The organism is Paenibacillus sp. 32352 (assembly GCF_002042965.1).
Taxonomy (GTDB): domain Bacteria; phylum Bacillota; class Bacilli; order Paenibacillales; family NBRC-103111; genus Paenibacillus_S; species Paenibacillus_S vulneris.
The window spans coordinates 283813-302769 of sequence record NZ_MZNT01000010.1; the positions used below are offsets into that span (position 1 = coordinate 283813).

Sequence of the window (18957 nt, forward strand, 5' to 3'; positions counted from 1 at the left end):
TAATCTTTATTATCTCTTAAACAAGAGGCCTTGGGCATAGGAGATTCTTATGATTTCTGGTTGAATCCTTAGTTGTATGGCTCGGAAGACGTGCTGCCGAGATGCAGGTCGCAATGAATCCGAATATGCTCGAACGGCAGCGCCGGGTTCGCGATGCGCCACAGCATCCGGTCGGCTGCGCGGTAGCCGGTTTCGTGAATCGGCAGCAGCGGCCTCGTGAACGGGGGTAACTCCGAGTCATCGGACTGCTCGTTCAGGAAGCCGATTAGCGAGATCCGCTCCGGTACACGCCACCCAAGCCGCCCGCAGGCATCGTAGACAACCGGCACCTCGTCGTTAATCCCGCAGATGACCGCGGTAGGCGCGTGGTGAACCATCAGTTCCATCAGCTGCTCCTGCCATTCAGGGCCGGTTCTCTCGCCGATGGAATGGAAGGCCGGATCCACCCTGCCCCCAAAACGGTCCATCGCATAGCAGAACGCCTGCCAGCGCAGAATGTAGCCTCGCTGCTTATGAATGTCGCCAACGTACATAATGCGGCGGTGTCCAAGGTTGTGCAGATACGCAACGGACTGGTAGGCTGCGTCGTAAACGTCCCAAATGACACTGTCAATTTTTACGCCGGGGGGAGGGAAATTAAGCAAAATCTTCGGCACCTGAAGCCGGAACAGGTTCGTTTCCCACGCTTCCGAGTCGATGCTTGGCGCGATGAAAATCCCGTCCGCGTACGTCATGCCGCTTGCCTCGATCCACTGGGCCATTTGCCGCTCCCTCAGATCTCTGGGCAGCATCAGCAGCTCAATTTGATACCCGAAGGAGAAAAACCGGTCCTGCAGCCCCTGCAACAGCAGGCGATTATATGGGACGGATTCCTGGGTTTGCACCAGCACGAAGCGCCGCCGATCGTTCGGGTAAGGGGTAATATGATCGAGCCGGAGGCTGCGGATCTGGTCGAGTGTACAGTAGCCGAGCTTCTCGGCGGTTTGAAAGATACGCTGCCGTGTCGCCTCAGACATGCCGGGCTTGCCCTTGAACGCCTTCGATACGGTCTGGACGGTTAATCCGAGCTCCTTGGCGATGGTAGTAAGCGTCACTTCCTTGCGGATAGGCAACGGGTCCACACCTCCATTCTGTATGTGTCTATCGTAGCATGACATCGTTTTTAATTAAACTAAAATTAAACTAGTTCCCCCCTTCCCAGTATCTATAATGAGAAGCAAAGAGCCATATTGCAGTACATTTTTGGACTCTGAGAGGAGCATATTGATGTCAAATACGGTTAAGAAGACGGTTACAGTTCCGTCGCAAAATCTTGAAGTAAGCTACACCCCGGATGTTGTCGTTATTGGTGGCGGTGCCTCCGGCGTTGCTGCAGCGATTGCCGCTGCCCGCAATGGAGCGAGCACCCTGCTGATCGAGCAGCGCGGTTATCTTGGCGGCATGGGCACTGCGGCGCTTGTGCCGGCCTTCTGCCCTTATACCGACGGCCAGAAGCCGGTTATTCGCGGTATCGGTCTGGATTTGCTGGAGAAGATGAAGATCGAGGCTGGGGAAGATTTTATGAGCCGGTATAAGGACCTGCTCGACTGGGTGCCGATTGATGTGGAGACGCTGAAGCGCGTATATGATCGGGAGGTGCTCGCAAGCGGAGCCAAAATCCTATTCCACACGGTGGCAGACCAAGTGCTGCTGGAAGGAGACCGGATCAGCGGGCTGGTCATCAGCAACAAGTCGGGACGGTCGGTTGTGCAGGCGAAGCTGTACATCGACGCATCCGGCGATGCGGATTTGGCGGCGCTGGCCGGCGTGCCGTTCCAGGTCGGAGGCGATCAGGGCGAGCTTCAGCCGGGCACGATGTGCTATGTGGTGACCGGGGCGGACCGGGCGCGGTTCAAGCAGTTTCTGGAGGAGACCGGTGAGCGCGGGCAGCTTGAGCGGACCGTTACGGAGGCGCAGAAGAACGGCGATTTACCGGATGGCCGCAAGCGGATTTCCGGTATGGCATGGATTACCGACTCTATCGTCGGGTTCAACTTCGGCCATATTTTCGGCATTGATGGGACGAAGGCGGAGGATCTTACCCGCGCCGCCATCGAAGGCCGCCAGCTGATCGATACGCAGATCCGCTTCCTGCGCAAATATGTGCCTGGTTTCGAGCACATTCATCTCGTGCATTCCGGCGATCAGGTCGGCATCCGCGAGACGCGCCGGATTCAAGGGGACTACACGCTTGTCGTGGAGGATTTTCTGTCGATGCGGACGTTCGAGGACGATATCGCCCGCAACTCGTACTTCATCGACATTCATCTGGCGAACGCCAGCAGCACGATGACGATCAAGCATTTGCCGAAGGGAGAGTCGCACGGGGTTCCTTACCGCTGCATGCTGCCGCAGGGCAAGTCGAACCTGATCGTCGCCGGACGCTCGGTCTCGTCCGACCGCCCAGTGCAGGGCTCACTGCGCGTCATGCCGAACTGCTTCGCCATGGGCGAGGCCGCCGGTATTGCCGCAGCAATGGCCGGCTCCGCGGGCGTTGGCTTCCGCGAGGTGTCTATCCCCGAGCTCCAGCGCAAGCTGATCGAGCAAGGTGCTTACCTCGGTGAGCGCCCAGGACAGGCGAATGACGGCGTGGAAGTCGATGCGGTTACTTTTGAAACGGAATGCAATTAAGGATGGAGTGGTAGCGTGTGATGGAGAGGCCATTGCAGGGCAAGTGGCTTGGTGCCACGTGGGGGACGCTGGGCGACAGTATTACAGCGGCAGGCGGCTATCAGCCGCACGTCCAGTCGGCGCTGGGGTTCACGGAGGTATTCAACTACGCGGTGGGCGGGTGTCCGATGACCGCCGGAGGAGACCGCGATTACGGTGCGACGACGCATGTCGGACGGACGATCGCTGCGGATCTCGATTGCGTGACGATCTTTGCGGGCGTGAACGATTTTCGGCTCGATAAGCCGCTGGGCGAGCTTGGTAAGGCAGATGTGTATACGTTCTATGGGGCTTATACAACACTGATCGAGGATATATTGATGAAAAATCCGCGCTGCCGGTTGAGCTTATGGACGCCGCTGCAGCGGGATAAGGACGGGTATGATATTTTTTATGTGAATGCGGCTGGGCATCAGCTTGTCGATTACGCGGATGCGGTGGTGGCGATTGGGCGGCAGTATGCGCTGCCCGTGCTGAATTTGTATGAATTGAGCGGGCTGAACCGGCTGACGCTGCCGTACTTTACTTCGGACGGACTGCATCCGAACGAGGCGGGCCACCGGCGAATCGCCGAATTGGCGATTCCTTTTTTGGCAGGCTTGTAGGCCGCTTCATGCGGCGGCACGATTTAGAGCATCCACAGGGCGATATTCGGCTCAGCGGACACGCAGGAGACGATTTAGCACCACGGATGCTCTATTTGCTTGAGGCCGCTCGTGTTAGGATGGTGTCAAAAAAGTTTGTGTATCATCATAGTAAGTAGGTTCAACGGGTCTATGAATCTCCTGTGAACATAGGAAATATCTCTATGTTCGCAGGAGGTAAACCAAGCATCGCGCAGCAGTCTGCACTTTACTTATTTCATTGGATCTGAGGCTCTTTGTAATACCTCTCACTCATAGATGAGTTCCTCACTCCCATTTCCAGCTTTTATTTTTGCCGGTTCGCTTCAATATTCTTTGATATTTGTTCTTCCGCCTCCCTCAGTGCTGTGTTAATATCCTTCTCCCCTTTGACGACAGGAATGATGGCATTGGACATATAACCTTCCGCGAATGAATCGTATTTGCTTACCGGAAGTGCTTTTGCAGGGCTGCTTTTAAAGGCAGCTTTCACATTCTTGCCTTGCAAATAAGGCAGGTTTTTGCCGAACTCCTGCTCTATGCTGCTTGACTTCAATACCGGCAGCCGTGCATTGCGGGCTACTTCCGTCTGCACCTCATCAGATAGAATCGTGGAAATGACTTGAAACGCTTGATCTTTATACTTGCTCTGCGCCGTGACGTGAAGAATCCACTCATCCACCTGCATGCCGGTGTTGGGGCGTTCTTTGAATGACGGGTACTGAGCCAAATCCCAATTCAAATCCTGCGCATCCTTCAAATTCGGAAGCATATTAACGGAAGTGAACATAGCGAGCGTTCGTTCTTTCATAAACTGATCCGTACCGGCGCCAGCCAAACGAGGTGTATTATTTCCGGGAATATCATAGATGCTTTTCAGTAATTCGAATATTTTTTTCCAGTTATCATTGTTCACAGTCGGCTTCTCTGTTACCGGATCGACAAAGCCGTATGACAGCACGGAAGCCATGCGGGTCGATTTATCCGGCTCCAAGCCCCGATACTGCACGCCGCCGTCGATGCGCGTCACTTTTTGGGCCAACTCTCTGACTTCCTCCCAAGTCATGCCGTCCTTCGGATATGGAACACCGAATTTGTCGAATATATCTTTGTTATAATAGAGACCGCTGAAGTGCATCGTCCATGGAAGCCCGATTAAGTTATTTTGCCGGCTTGCCGATTTTACCGATTCTACGGCGATCGGGTCCAACCGCGAAAGGTCGAAATTGAATTTTTTAATCAGCGGTTCCATATTTTCTTCCATTCCGGTTCCTACAAACCGGTAAATGATCGGGGAGGCGGTCATCACCAAATCCGGTATGTTGCCGGCGGCCATCAGCTTATCAAAACCGTTCTCCGGTTTTGACAAGTCAATGGGTTCGATTGTAATGTGCGGATAGCGTTTTTTCATTGGCTCCTCAAAGTACTTCTGGAACTCTCCAGGTCCAAGCCATCCCATACTAATACCAAATTTGATCGTGACGGGCTCGGTCGAAACCTGAGGCGGAGCATTCTTCTCACCAGCGGGCTGCTCACCGGCCGTTTTACCGTCATTTCCGCCGCTGCAAGCGGTTGCAAACAATAATAGTGACAGTGCGGCCATTCGTTTCATTCCCATGTCTTTTCCCCCATTCATCAATGTTGGAGCGAAGTTTCACACGTCTCGGCGAACGATTACAATATGCCATATGTACGGGCAAGTCGAAAATAGTTCAGTATTATGCCGGAGTCACCGCCACGGTCGATCCGTGATGGTATAGAATGTCGCTTGCAGGCAGGAGTTCCGCCCGTTGCCGTTGTGCAGAATAATAAACAATGCCAATGATGAGAACCCGAATGTGCTTATACCTACGGAATCCCACAGGATGCTAGCCACCCTCCCAATCTTGGGCGACTAACCACCAGCCACAGGGGAGATCCCGATCCTTAAGTGATCTTCAGGTCGTCATGCATCATCCTGCGGGATTCGCATTCACCTCATCTTCCTCCTCTAAACAATACGCCCATGTCCTTCGAACGGATAGTCGATCGTAATACGCCCCGCCTGACAATCGCCAATGCCGCTGTAAAGATCGGACTTGCCGTCCGGACGCATAACAATTCCCGAAGTAAAGACGCAATCGACTAAATGTGGTGCCTTGGCAGGTCCCGGCGGGTAGCAGGAGCGACTTCCGATCAAACGAAGATCCGAGGACTCTCGGATGGTTGGATCGAAGACGAAGGCCATGTTCAGGTACACCTTCACTTCCCCTCCATTCTCATCCATATCCTTGTAGCAAATGTGGCCGATGATGCCGATTTTGCCGCTATCAAGTAGATAAGCCTGATTAACGCCTCCCCATTCACCTTCCCCGAAGATGCCGTAAATGTACGGTGCGTTCTCAATGACGTCTGCAGTTAACTCTTCCAGTCTATCAATGACCGTGAAGCCGATCATTGCTTCGCTCCCATATTTGCCTCTAGTCTCCGCGCCACGTGGACGCGAGAAGACACCGATCTTGCCATCCGACAACGGAACAAGGCGAATATCTTTCATTTTGTTAGGTCCGGTAGTGAAGTAGTACAAATTATGGAGGTCGGTACCCCGGAAGAAATAACCAAAAAACGTACTGTATCTTCCACTCTGATATTGCACATGAGTCCCTCCCATTACTAGCTCATCGCCGATCTCACTGATGAAAGGGTCCTCCAGAGTATAGATCATGCTATCCTTCACCACGGTCCATTCATCCTGCCCCGTCTCCTCGAACAGGCGGACCCAAGAGCGGGCCCACTCTTCACGGCGTTCTACCCGTCCGAACAAATAGCGCTTCCCGTCCCGTATGAACGGAATCGAAATATTGTAGACATCAAAACCGTCTACACCATGAAATACCAGTGTCTGGCTCTCATAGATCTTTTTTGCCGCCTCAAATTCAATTCTTTGCTTCTGCAGGGTCAAATTTCTTCACACCTTCCTTTTGATTTCGACTCGCTTATTTATTTTAGAAGCCTGATATTCTTAGTGAATTGCTCCAGGTATCCGTAACTACCTTATCCATACCATATTACCCATTTTTTCCAGCTATGCTAGGAAAGCCTTGTCGTATTGTCATTCACGTAAAAAAAGAACCGGCTTCCGATCAAACGAATCGATGATGCGCTTTCCGAAAGCTGGTCCATCCAGTCCTCTTCTATGGCGAGGTTTGGGCACGGTGTAATGAACTTTTTTCCTGGAAGAGTCACTGGCCGGCCATCTGCTTGCGGTATTCTTTGGGCGAGACTCCCGCTATTTTATTGAAGATATGCGTGAAATAATTGGAGTCGTTGAAGCCGGTGGCTTCGGAAATTTCGAATATTTTCATATCTGTACTTTTCAGCAGAAGCTTCGCTTTCTGTACGCGCAGGTTCTGGATATAGCCGGTTACACTTTCCCCGGTTTCCTTTTTAAACAGATTACTGAAGTAGCTGGGGTTGAGATGGACATGGGCCGCCACCTCGGCCAAGCCGCATACCCCCATGTATGACTCTTCAATAAACCGGATAGCCTGCTTGACCGGATTATCATTCTTGCTGGCAAGCCAGTTATTGTGTGACCGCAGGAATTCATGGATGTATCCCTGCAGCCATACCGCAATATCATCCGGTGTCACACATTTGTAGACAGTATCCCACTCTATGGGGCGCACAGCCATTTGCCATTCGGGAAACTGGACCTGCACTAGCCGAAGAATGGCAGCAGCCAGCAGCAGCGCTTCAATCTTGGCGGTTTGCGGGGGCAAATGGCTGATCCGGACGACTTGCTCCTGCAGCTCACGGCTCAGCCGGCTGTTATCCTCCGACATAAGCCAGGTTACAATTTCCTTTTCCTTCTCGTAAAGCGCCGTCTGGTTGAGCAGTGATTCATTGGCAGAACCGTGGTCCCTGTCCCCTTCCCGGCAATACCGTCTGTAGCCCTGACGCAATTCCTCCGTACTGGCGCATAGCCCTTGTCCGCTGTATTCAAGAGCCAGCCTCAGATAATGATGGACCGAGTCGGTGAGTATCTGCGGCCATGAGGGGAATGTATCCGGCCGGGAAGCACTCCGGTCCACCAATAAAGCCCACTCCGATGCATTCATGGGAAACAGGCGAAAGCCGCCGGGAAACCATTTATTCAAGTGCTCCCCGGCAATATTCGCGAAAGCAAATTGCAAAAGCGGCACATCCTCGGCGGAATAATGCTTCTCTGGAGGAAAATAGGTGGGAATACGGAGAAAATGCAGCTCACATTGCTTCATCCGCTTCAGCAGAGCCTCCACCTCTTCACCGTTGCAGGGCATGCCCATAATAGCCGAGCGCAGCTCGCTGTCTTCATGCTGACGCTTCCAGCCCTCCACCAAGAACTGAGACTGGCTTTCTTCAATCAGCTGCACATAAATCCGATCGAGTACGCTTAATATATCCATTTCCACACAAGGCTTCGTAATAAAGTCCACCACGCCGAACTTGACGGCGGACTGGGCATACGAAAAATCCTTGAATCCGGTTACAATCACAATCTTCGTCAGCCAGCCGCGGCTTCTGATTTCTTCTACCAGCTGCAGACCATCAATATGGGGCATCCGGATATCGGTCAGCAAGAGATCCGGGACACATTTCTCCATCATTGACAAGGCGTCCCGGCCATTGGCCGCTTCCCCAGTCACCACCCACTCGGCGGACCGCTTCCCCACCAGTTTCAGCAGCCCCTTGCGGAAGTTAGGCTGATCCTCTGCAATAAACAACTTGCCCTTCACCCGTTTCCCTCCTCATGACTCCCCAGTGTCCCGGATTTAATAGGAAGCGTCATGTGAACAACCGTTCCTTTCCCTTCACTACTGGTAATTTCCACCCCATATGCGGGTCCGTATACCAGTTGAATGCGCCTCAGCACACTTTTGTAGCCGATTCCTGTCTTATCGCCGTCCGGCAGCACAGCCTCCGCCTCTGTCAAAGCTCTCAGGGTTTCTTTATCCATACCGCATCCGTTGTCAGCCACTACGATATGCAGTGCCTCATTTAACAGGAACGCTTTAATCCGCAGCACCCGGTCTTTCTCCATATCACGGAAAGCGTGTACAAAAACATTTTCCACCACCGGCAGCAAGAGGGATCGCATCATCCGCAGACTCAGCAGGGACTCTTCAGCTTGGATAATGGTTTCAATCTCGCCAGTGAACAGCTCTGTCTGGATCTTGATGTAATTGCGGATCTGGTGCAACTCTTCGCCAAGAGTCGTATCCGTCTGGACAGATTTAAGGGAATACTTCAACATCTCCGAGATGGCGTTGATCAGAAGCGCCGTCTCCTCCTGATCGTTGCTGTACAGCTTCCAATACAGCTCATTGAACAGGTTGTGCAGATAATGAGGGTTTAGCTGTGCCTGGATGGCCTTCAGCTCCGATTCCCTCTGGCTGATCTGGGCCAGATATACCTTATTAATCAGTTCGCTCACTTGCTCCGCCATGCTGTTGAAGCTGTCTCCGATGAAGCCCAGCTCATCGCCGGAATCCACTTTGACACGGACCGTGAAATCGCCGGAACGCAGCGTACGCAGTCCCTGCATCAGATGGGCAAGAGGAGTGAGGAGCGTCCGGGTGGAAATCGTAATAAGTAACGCACTGAGCAGGATCACGCCGATTCCGGCAAATGCCAATACTTGGATGATGTCTTTATTTTTCCTCTGTATCTCCTGTAAGGAAGCCCCTCCATATAGGGTAAAACCTGCCGGAATCAGCTCGTGGCGGACAAACAGATATGTGATGCCATTCATTTTGACATAACGAGGATAATGTGCCTTTGTCAGTTGCAATAGTTGCTCCATCTCACTCTGATCGGTATTGGAGTAGAGCACACCGCCCATAGGCTCCAGCAGCAGCACCTTGCCGCTGCCGTTCTCCGTAAGATCCCGCAGCACCTTGGATACCAGGCTTTCCTCCATCACCATCACCATGGTGCCGTACGGGATCAGCTTCTCATTGAGCATCCGTCTGGCTGCAACCAGAACCGTTCTGCGGCCGTCCGGATCAATGGTACTGGCCGCCTCGGCCCGGCCCCAGACCATATTCCCCCGATGGGGCTTAAGCTTTTCCATCATCCTGGTCAAGTCATCCGTTCCCGGCTCTCCTGACGCACCGGTTTTGGAGAGAGCCGTCATTTCCCCGTTCTCATTGTACAGGAAAACGGAACGGATGGACGGCGCATCCACCAGCAGCATATTCAACTGCTCTTCTACATACTTGCGGTTCTTGAATTGGGTGTAGGAATCGCTTACGGGAACGATGTTCTCCTTGAGGAACAGTTCGATGGACGGATTCAGGATAATGGATTGGGATACGCGGTTGATTTCCTGGAAGGACATCTCCAGTCTGGCCAAAGCCTGTTCGTTGGCGATGGAGAACTGCTTGCTGATTTCATCCTCCATTAACTGGATATTTGACCGGTAGACCATCCAGCCTGCCAAGGCAAAGGCAAGTGTTACCATACACGAGAGCAGCACAATCAGTTTGATCTTGAAGCTGCCCTTTATTTTTCCTGCTATATAACCCGGCCAGCTTGTCGGACGCAGTCGGCTCCCCTCCCCCCTTTGAATTTCATATTGTATTATAAAACGGTTCCTTCCAAGCAAACAACGTTTACATTTTACCTGTCTACGTAGGAAGGAAACGCTTCATCCGGTTGACCTGTATTATTTTAAAGCTTCATACAAGGCAATTAGAGCAAGGGACTGTCCGTATGCCATTGGCATAATGGTAATGTTTTTATAATGGTCTTTGTCCATTCCCATACCGGTTCCGGCCGACACATTCAGCACGGTTCCGTCACCGCTGATATTTTGACAAACCGCCTGGATGGCCTTGTCTGCAACAGCCTGATAGGAGGAATCCAGAATACCGGTTTTTATGCCTTTTAGGATACCCGCGGCAATTGCGGCCGATCCGGATACCTCTTCATAGCTGGTTGGGTCTTGCAGGACGGTGTGCCATAGGCCGGAAGCGGCCTGGAGAGGAACCAGAGCGTTGACCTGGGCCTTATACGTATCAACCAGAAATTGACGGACACCCGGGTTCATCGTATCCTGGCAAGTTTCCAGGTAATCGACGAGGCCGTAGGTGAACCAGGAATTGCCGCGGCACCAGAAGATGCTGCCGAAATTATCATTGCGCTCGAAGCTCCAGCCGTGGAAGAACAGTCCGGTATGTTTGTCGAACAAGTACTTGATATGGAGCAAAATCTGGTGTACTGCTTCTTGCTCCCACTCCGGCCGGTTGAACTTGCGCCCGGCCTGGTTCAGAAACAGAACCGCCATAAAGAGCGTATCAATCCATAACTGCTCATTGTGCAAGTGGATTCCATCCCGGTTACCAATGGCAGTGACTGTATGCTGGAAGCCGCCTTCTTTGGTTTTGGGCAGCTCATGAACGAGCCAGTCCGCATGATCCCGGCATAGCTGTTCCAGCTGCTTGGAAGGCTCAAGCTGATCCAGGAGCAAAACCAGAGCCAGATAAGGGGCGGTCGTATTAATGTTTTTTGACGGCAGGCCGACCTCCATATTGCGGGAATACCAGTTCTGAAAAAACTCCATATAGCGAGTATCGCTGTAATACTTCTGCAGCTTGTACAGACCATAAAGACCGACGCCCTGGGGCCAGTCCCATTCCTCAATTCCGAAATCCCGTTGGACAATCCCTTTTCTTGTATCGGCCTGGACCGCGGTTTTATCCTTTTCATAGTCGCTGCCGCCCAGATTCATAAGTTTGTCCACTACCAGTCCGATTTTTTGAAGCAGCATTTCATTTGTCATGATTCATATACTCCTTCTCATATAAATTGTTCCGAAAGCAAACTTGGCCCGGCCTTTGCCGGACCAGGTCCGCATTTATCCTATTCCAGGCCCTTCAGCCCTTACTTGTGTTGGGAGCGGACCAACTCCAGGATATCCTTGCCGAGGAAGGCTCTGTCCTTATTTTCTTTATACCAGGTATTCATGAATTCCTCGATCTGTTTGCCGCCGCCTCTCTCCCAGGCAGCTTTAGCATCTGCAATGGCCTGCTCAGGGGTATATTGGGCCCCACCAATAATGCCTTTGGTAAAGATGTCCTTCATTTCCTTGTCGATATTGGTATTGATCACTACCAAATCGCTCGGCAGGGTAGGCATATGCTCATAGTGACTCAGCGCGGGATACTGGGCCTCGGGATTAAGCAGAAACTCGTCGGCTTTCTTCAACATGTCCAGGCCAGCCTTCTGGTCAGGATCATTCACGTCGAACGCAGTGGTGGAAATCAGAAGCGGATTCTCTGGGATTGAGTAGAACATGGAGTAGTCCATGGCCCAATCCAGCTCCTTGGCATTCTTCGCAGGATCAATGACCTTGGGAAAACCGTCCTCGCCTTTCTTCCAATGCTCTCCCTCAATTCCTTTCTTCAAAATTAGGGCATTCTCCGGCTTGATGATGAAGTTAATATATTCCATAGCTGCCTTGGGATCCTTGGCCGCGGCATTGATCACCGTGGTCATTTGAACTGGATTGACCACATGATGAACGAATTGTCCCATAGAAGACCTTGGCTGCGCCATCGGCGCAATCTCCGCCCCCGGAACAACCTTGCGGAGCGTTTTAACGTCCGTTACCGTATTCTCAAACCAGTTGGTGATAGCAGGAGGAAGATAAACGCCTATTTTTCCGTTCAGAAAATCCTGCTTGGCTTTGGCTCCATTCTTGTCCGCCAAGTAATCCTTATCGATAAGCCCTTCTTCAAATAATCTTTTCTTGAATTTAAGAGACTCCAGCGAATTATCCCAAGTCCTGACAATTTTGTCATCATTGGAGATTTTCCAGCCGTACGAGCCGAACATGGAATCCACCATGCCATCCGAGGTGTAGCTCATATTGGTTCCATAAGTATCCTTCTTCCCGTTGCCGTCAGGGTCCTGCTCAACGAATGCTTTCAGAACGACAAGCAATTCGTCGGTGGTCTTCGGAACCTCTAGCTTCAGCTTTTTCAGCCAATCCATCCGGATAAAGGCTACACTCTGCAGGTGGGGCTCATTAATTTTGCCGATTTCGTAAAGCTTGCCGTCCGGCTTGGTGCCTATTTTGCGAAGCTGGGGGTACTTCTCCAGCAGCTTCTGGTATTCAGGGGCATATTGCAAGTAATCATCCAAAGGCATCAATTGCTTCTGCTGGTACAGGGAATTCCTGAATCCCGTATCATAATCATTGACAATATCCGGCGCACTGCCCGATGCGAACAACACATTCAGCTTCTTGACTGCCTCTGCCCGGGCCACCGGCACATACTTGGCCGTAACGGGAGAATGCTCATTGATCCACTTGGTCCAACGGTTGTCCTCAACCGTTCCCTCCGCTGCAGGAATATTGCCTCTGTCATAATTGGAAACGGTAATTGTGGCTTTTCCTTCAGCTTGCCCTCCTGCCCCTTCTTCCTTTTGGCTGCAACCAGCTGCCCCTGCCGCCATAACCGCCGACAGTCCCAGCGCTAACGTGATCTTCATTTTTGGTGCGAATGTTTGTCCAAACATGTGGAATCCCCCTCATCCTTCTATGATTTATTTCATTGTTGCCGCTAACCCTTGATTGAGCCAAGCATAATGCCCTTGACAAAATATTTCTGCAGGAACGGATATACCACCAGCATGGGCACAACCATAACCATAACCCCAACCGCTTTCAGCTTTTCGGATACCATCTCCTGCTGCTGCATCATATCCATGGCCGACATATTGAAGTTCCCCTGAATTTGCAGCATCCCCTGGACGATAACAGTAAGATTCTGCAAATTCGTCTTATTGATGTAAAGAATAACACTCATGAACATGTTCCAGTAGCCCACTCCGTAGAATAACGTCAGCGTAGCCAGCATGGGAAGAGACAAGGGCAGTATGATGCGCATGAGCAGTTGGACCTCGCCACAGCCATCCATCTGGGCAGATTCCGCCACTTCTCCCGGGATGCTCTCAAAATAGCTTTTCATAATCAGCATATTATAGGTGCTGATCAGCCCGCCAAGCCAGAGGGACCAGTAAGTGTTGGTCAAATGCAAGCTGTTCATGACCAGATAGGTAGGGATCATGCCTCCGCTGAAAAGCATGGTGAACAATGCAGCTGTTGTGATCGGCTTGCGGGCATACAGGTAACGGCGGGATAAGGGATAGGCCGTCAGCACCGTGGCCAGCATGCTCAAGGCCGTTCCGCATAAGGTAATGATCACGCTGTTGGTAAAGGCGCGCAAGGCTGGCGTATTCTCAAAAAAGTATTGGTAAACAGTGAAATCAAGCCCCACCGGCCAGAACCAGACCTGGCCCAGGTCAACCGCGTGCCCGGAGCTTACGGACAGCGCAATCAGATGCAGGAAAGGCAGGATGCAGGTGAGCGAAATAATGATCAATACCACGTGAATAAGGATGACAAAAATTTTTCCGCCTGTGGATTCTCTCAAGAGCATTTCCCTCCCTTCTTTAGAATAATCCCTGATCGAATTTACGGGCCAAGGCGTTGGCCGACAGCACAAGTACCAGGCCGACGAAGGATTCAAACAAGCCCATGGCTGTGGTCAGGCCGAATTGGGCCTGCTGCAGCCCCACTTTGTACACGTAGGTGCTGATGACCTCCGCTTTCTGCAGGACAGTGGGATTCTGCAAATTGTAAACCTGGTCAAACCCTACTTCCATCAAACGGCCCATGCCAAGAATCAGCAGCAGGATAATCGTAGGACGGATACCCGGCAGGGTGATATGCCAAATCTGCCTAAGCTTGCCTGCACCGTCCATCCCCGCGGATTCGTACAGGCTGGGGTCAATGCCGGAGATAGCGGCGAGATAGATAATAGCGCTGAAGCCCATCTCCTTCCACATGCCGGAGCCGACAAAGATGGCGATCCATGAGTTTGTGCGGTACAGGAAGGGCACCGGCTCCATCCCCCATTGGCCCAGCAGCTTGTTGATGGTGCCGCCGTCGATGGAGAACAGGGTCAGGATAATGCCCGCAACGATAACCCAGGACAAAAAATGAGGCAGATAAATAATGGTCTGAATCCAGCGCTTCAGCCAGCTCTTCCGAACCTCATTCAAGGCAATGGCGATAAGAATCGGCGCAGGGAACCCGAAGACCAGGTTCAGAACGCTTAGGGTGAGGGTATTCCAGATAATTTGCAGCGTGACGTTGGACTGGAACAAAATCTCGAAATATTTCCATCCCACCCACGGACTTGACCATATGCCATCGTGAAAGTTGTAGTTCTTGAAAGCTATCACAAGACCGCCCATAGGCAAGTAACGGAATATCAGATAATAAAGCACTCCCGGTATAAGCATGACAAATAGCGGAATATTCTGCCGAAACCGCTTTGTCTGGTAAAAAGCTTCTTTGGCTGCCGGTACTCTATCTGTTCCTACGGCGGCAGGCGTCGTTTTCATGGCTTCCCCTTCTTTCCTGATGAAAGTTTTTGTTGGATGTGATGCTTATAATGTACCGCGGTTCGTCCATTCCGGGCCTTAAAAATCTTTAGGTCTTTCTGTGCGATTTTTGTTTCTCCTTCAAATCAGCAGGGAGCCTCACGGAAAAGGGCAGCACTGGGTCTGTTTCAAAAGTCATCAGCCGAACACGCCCTATGCCCGCTTGGAATACCGTTCCGCCAACATCCCCCCTCCGCAAATCCTACGCCCTGACAAATCCGCCTATGCGGAACGCAAAAAACCAAGGAGCCGGGCGGACGTTCCCTTGGCTCCTTGGTTTTTAAACCTGTGATCCACTCAATGGCTTTAGTTGCTACGCCAGGCTATAAAGCGCACGATCATGGCGGACACTTCGCCGCTGTCTGCAAAGCTTTTGCTATTGTTGCTTGCAGCAGGCAGTCCAGCGTAACGGTGCGGGATAGTAATCAGTTGTTCCCGGGAAATAGAAGCTTCAGGGGTACCGCCATCACTGATCCCGGAAGCGGTAGCCCAGTCTTTCGCCTTGCTGTACCAATATTCGGTCTCAACGTCATGCAAACGGGCCAGCACGGTAAATAGCATGGCGCGTCAAGTCCCGGGAGAAAGATTTGCGATAGTATCCCCTTCGACATTCAACCAGGTGCTCCCATAGCCGGAGGACCATTCCATGGAGGGGTTGACCCCAGTGATGCGTCCATCATTGGCCCCAACCGCTGTTTCATTGCTGCCCTTCGGGCGCAGCCTTCGGTCCTCCGATAACCATCGCTTTGAAATCGTCAAAGTCGATGGAGGCGTTGGCATAGCCATCGATGCCGAACCGCTGGCCGGTCAGCTTGTCGCCGCCTGTGTGCCGGAAGTTGTAGTCAGTGGCCACCTCAACATCGTCTATATAGACGGTATAAGTCTTGGCGTCCCAGTTTGCCACCATTTTGATTTTGTACCATGTATTGTACTGAAAGTCTTTGACTTTGACCTTAGTGGACGGTCCATTCTGGACTATAATTTTCCCCATATCAAAAGCCGTGACCATGGAATAATTGCCTGTGCCGCTGTCATTTCGCATCATGGCGCCATTGGCGTACTGGAAGCTGGTGTTTAGTCTGGCACGGTATTCGATGACGATACGCTGATCCGCCTCAGCCTTAACTTCGCCTGCATACGGTAGGAGCAGGTTTGCCTTGCCCGAGGTAGCGGTTGTAGTCAGCCGGAGGAATTTATTCCCGGCCTCTTCCTGCACAGTGGCGGTAGCGCCATTGGTTAGATCTTCGGTGGTAATGCCGTAAGGGTATTTGCCAACCGTATCGCCGGAGAAATCCCGGTAAGCGTTATACATTACGCCGTCCCGAATGCTGTTCAGCGAACCTAACAAAGCTGCTTCCGCTTGAGCAAGCTTATCTAGTTCCTCGTTAAACTGTTCTTTACTCAGATCGGCGTTTGCAGCCATTTCTTCCGCCTTGTTCACTTCGGCCACGAAGGCATCATACTTGGATTGGCTATAGTTGCCCAGCCCGTCACCCAAAGGATAGGAGAAGTTGGCCAGCTTGTTTCGGAGTTGATTCACAATCTCATCAAGGCCCCATCCCGGAATAACGTTTACGGAAACGGTGGAAGGAAAATCACGGCCATCCAGCTTCAGGGTGACAGGCACCTGAACAGTACCAAGGGAGTTGAGGTCAAGTCCCTCCGGTTCCCAGCTGACAACCTCAGCCTTCTTCGGCTGGCTGTTGTAGACAACATCAACAACGCTGGGCAGCTTAGGGGCCACTCCGGAAGGAATCTTCACTACTGAAGTAACCTGAACCACATCAGAAGCTGCAATAACGGTCAAGTTGAGCTCTGCTTTCTTGCCGTTGTATTCTGCTGTAATAAGAGCTGTGCCCGGTTTAACCGCATATACCGATTGGGTCACAGAATCCGAATCAATCCTGACCACCCCAGGATCGCTGCTGGTATACCGGGCAGTCGCTGTCACATTCTGAACCTCATAGTTGTTATAGTGTGCCGTTACCTGCAATGGTCCGCTTGTCTGCCCGCTGGTCAGGATGCGGTGCAATCCGCCGAAGGCAACGGACTGCACAGCTCTAGGATCCGCAGAAACGGTAACCGTGGCTGTGGCTGTTTTCCCGTTATATGTGGCGGTGATTGTGGTACTGCCCGCACTTACAGCCTTAACCCTAACCCCACCGTCAATAACGGCGACCTTCGTATTGGAAGAACTGAAGATTGCTCCTGTGTCAACAGCGGTATAGGTAGCGTCTGTTACGGTATACAGGGGCAAGCTGCGGGTTTCACCCAATCCGAGCGTGTACCCCGGGGCATCGAATAGCATTTCCGAGGTTTCCAGCTTAAATATATCCAGGCTGTCGATTTCGGCAAAGTTGTTCCCCTTCGAGAAGCGGAGAATATTGTCGCCTTCCTTCAGAAAGACCTTCGCCGCGGAAAGTCCCCAACGATTCACGCCGGAATAGACGATGTTCAAATTGACGCCAGAGTTCCCGTTGATCGACAAAATATGGGAAGCATCGGCCGCATTGGGCGAGCCGTTGGCATTGCGCACGGACAGCATGTAAAATCCCGTCTCCGGCACATTGACAGTAAACTGGGCATAATCACGAGCGTTCTTGATGTTGGCGACCTTCATCCCGCCGGAAGCGGTGGCCTCCATCCGGACAGCGGGAGAGGTTTCACCGCCCGGATCCTTTACCAACAGCGCGTTTTCCGCTTCATAGCGCTTCCGCGCCGGCTCGCCCGAAGGCGTGGCAATCGGCAGGTTCGGATCGGCAGGCTCTCCCAGGTTTGGTGTATTGTCTGTATTCCAGGTGAATTTCTGCCCGTGGACTTTGCGGGTCCATCCCGCTCCTGGCCAGCGGGCCGCATGGTAGATAATCCAGTCCTCTGTGCCGTCAGGAGACGTGACGATGCTGTGGTGGCCCGGGCCATAAACACCGTTGGCGCTGGAGAAGATCGGCTTGTCTTTTTTCACCCAAGAGTCCGGATTCATCAAATCGTCGCCGATCTTGGCCGTGATCAGCCCGAGACAATAACTGTCGGTCCAGCTTCCGTTTGCGGAATAGACCAGATTGATTGTGTCGCCCTTTATCGTGACTTGCGGGCCTTCATTGATGCGGGCCGGGGACGATTCCCAATCATATTGAGACGTGGAGAGCAATACCCGTTCCGAACTGATGGTCCGCGGATCACTCATCTGTGCGATATATAAATTTTGGAAGCTTCCATCCGTTTCTTCCCAACCGGACCAGATGAAATAATGCTGCTCGCCCACCGTCAGCACAGTGCCGTCGATCGCCCAACGGTCGGCAGGATCGGTAATCTTCCCTTTGAACTCCCAGGAGCCGGTCAACGGATCTTCGCTCGCGTTCTCCAGCACGTACATGCGGTGGTTAGCGTTGGTTCCGTTGTCGGCTGCAAAGTAAATAAACCATTTGGATTGACCGTCGGTATCTTTGAGATAATGCATTTCCGGCGCCCAAACATTGGAACTGTACATAGTGCCCTTAACCGGCGACCAGGCCAGACGCCTCTCGCCCGCCTCCAGGCCGGTGATCGTCTTCGCTCTACGGATCATGACGCCGCTAGCGTTGGCAAAAACGTTGTAGTAATAGCCATCCGTGTGCTTGTAAACCCAAGGGTCGGCTCCCGTCTGCATGATGACATTATAGAAATCGGACACATTCTTCCCCTCCTGTGAAAACGCCGGCATCGAATCCGCCGTACCCGGCGACGGCTCTGCAGCCCCGGCTAATCCGCTCCATTGCGGCAGCATCAGCAGCACTGCGAGACAAAGCAGTAGATGTCTGAAGTTATTTTTGACCATGTACAATCCTCCTTGGAATCATATCATCCTATTGTCTACGGCGTTCGTGCTACCTAGAGAAGCAATAGATTATCCGCGGTACGAACTGTAGAATCACCTCCCTTCAGCCCAGCTGAGACTGACCAACGCAGCTTTGCTTGTCTGTTATCTTGCTGATGACAAGCTGGAATTCTTTTCGGGGAGCCCGCAGGGATCTATCCCATCACCTCACAACAAACAAACCAATTTTATGTGGAGCTTTCGGCAGACAGGAATGATCGCTCGCAATAAATCGCTTTCATTTTCACTATGAGCTTCGCTCCATGGATGCCTACACTATACTGTGACCCTTCC

The 18957-nt window shown here is 52.1% G+C and carries 13 protein-coding genes; 2 read left to right on the plus strand and 11 right to left on the minus strand.

The genetic code is table 11. The annotated features are described in order from the left end of the window. Positions 1–68: 68 nt before the first annotated feature. Positions 69–1121, minus strand: coding sequence for a LacI family DNA-binding transcriptional regulator (locus B1728_RS23270; protein ID WP_179136159.1), 1053 nt, complete (start codon positions 1119–1121; stop codon positions 69–71). Positions 1122–1266: 145 nt separating this feature from the next. On the opposite strand from B1728_RS23270, the gene B1728_RS23275 reads away from it, so the two are divergent. Both B1728_RS23275 and B1728_RS23280 read left to right on the plus strand, forming a co-directional pair. After that, entirely contained in the window at positions 1267–2670 is a 1404-nt protein-coding gene (locus B1728_RS23275; protein WP_079912798.1) for an FAD-dependent oxidoreductase, read from the plus strand. 20 nt (positions 2671–2690) lie between these two features. After that, positions 2691–3314: an SGNH/GDSL hydrolase family protein gene (locus B1728_RS23280; protein ID WP_079912799.1), complete on the plus strand. Its 624-nt coding sequence runs from the start codon at positions 2691–2693 to the stop codon at positions 3312–3314. A 325-nt stretch (positions 3315–3639) separates the two neighbouring features. On the opposite strand, the gene B1728_RS23285 is transcribed toward B1728_RS23280, so the two are convergent. From B1728_RS23285 to B1728_RS23330, 10 genes are all read right to left on the minus strand, one after another. Next, on the minus strand, positions 3640–4950 hold the full coding sequence (locus B1728_RS23285) for an ABC transporter substrate-binding protein (RefSeq protein WP_179136160.1): 1311 nt from the start codon (positions 4948–4950) through the stop codon (positions 3640–3642). A 372-nt stretch (positions 4951–5322) separates the two neighbouring features. Next, positions 5323–6273, minus strand: a complete 951-nt coding sequence (locus B1728_RS23290) for a DUF1861 family protein (protein WP_079912801.1) — start codon at positions 6271–6273, stop codon at positions 5323–5325. A gap of 280 nt (positions 6274–6553) precedes the next feature. After that, complete coding sequence (locus B1728_RS23295; protein WP_079912802.1) at positions 6554–8089, minus strand: response regulator transcription factor; 1536 nt, start codon at positions 8087–8089, stop codon at positions 6554–6556. After that, on the minus strand, positions 8086–9816 hold the full coding sequence (locus tag B1728_RS23300; RefSeq protein WP_079912862.1) for a cache domain-containing sensor histidine kinase: 1731 nt from the start codon (positions 9814–9816) through the stop codon (positions 8086–8088). The genes B1728_RS23295 and B1728_RS23300 overlap by 4 nt, the downstream gene beginning before the upstream one ends. Before the next feature lie 204 nt (positions 9817–10020). After that, positions 10021–11136 carry a glycoside hydrolase family 88/105 protein gene (locus B1728_RS23305; RefSeq protein ID WP_079912803.1) on the minus strand — a complete coding sequence of 372 codons (1116 nt, stop codon included), beginning with the start codon at positions 11134–11136 and terminating at the stop codon, positions 10021–10023. 101 nt (positions 11137–11237) lie between these two features. After that, positions 11238–12878: an extracellular solute-binding protein gene (locus B1728_RS23310; RefSeq protein WP_079912804.1), complete on the minus strand. Its 1641-nt coding sequence runs from the start codon at positions 12876–12878 to the stop codon at positions 11238–11240. Positions 12879–12922: 44 nt separating this feature from the next. Next, positions 12923–13795 (minus strand): carbohydrate ABC transporter permease, encoded by an 873-nt coding sequence (locus B1728_RS23315; protein ID WP_256865470.1) that lies wholly within the window; start codon positions 13793–13795, stop codon positions 12923–12925. A gap of 19 nt (positions 13796–13814) precedes the next feature. Continuing rightward, positions 13815–14771, minus strand: coding sequence for an ABC transporter permease (locus B1728_RS23320; RefSeq protein WP_079912805.1), 957 nt, complete (start codon positions 14769–14771; stop codon positions 13815–13817). A 345-nt stretch (positions 14772–15116) separates the two neighbouring features. Then, positions 15117–15371 carry a hypothetical protein gene (locus B1728_RS23325; RefSeq protein ID WP_079912806.1) on the minus strand — a complete coding sequence of 85 codons (255 nt, stop codon included), beginning with the start codon at positions 15369–15371 and terminating at the stop codon, positions 15117–15119. A 136-nt stretch (positions 15372–15507) separates the two neighbouring features. Beyond that, entirely contained in the window at positions 15508–18624 is a 3117-nt protein-coding gene (locus B1728_RS23330) for a family 43 glycosylhydrolase (protein ID WP_256865471.1), read from the minus strand. Between the last annotated feature and the right edge of the window lie 333 nt (positions 18625–18957).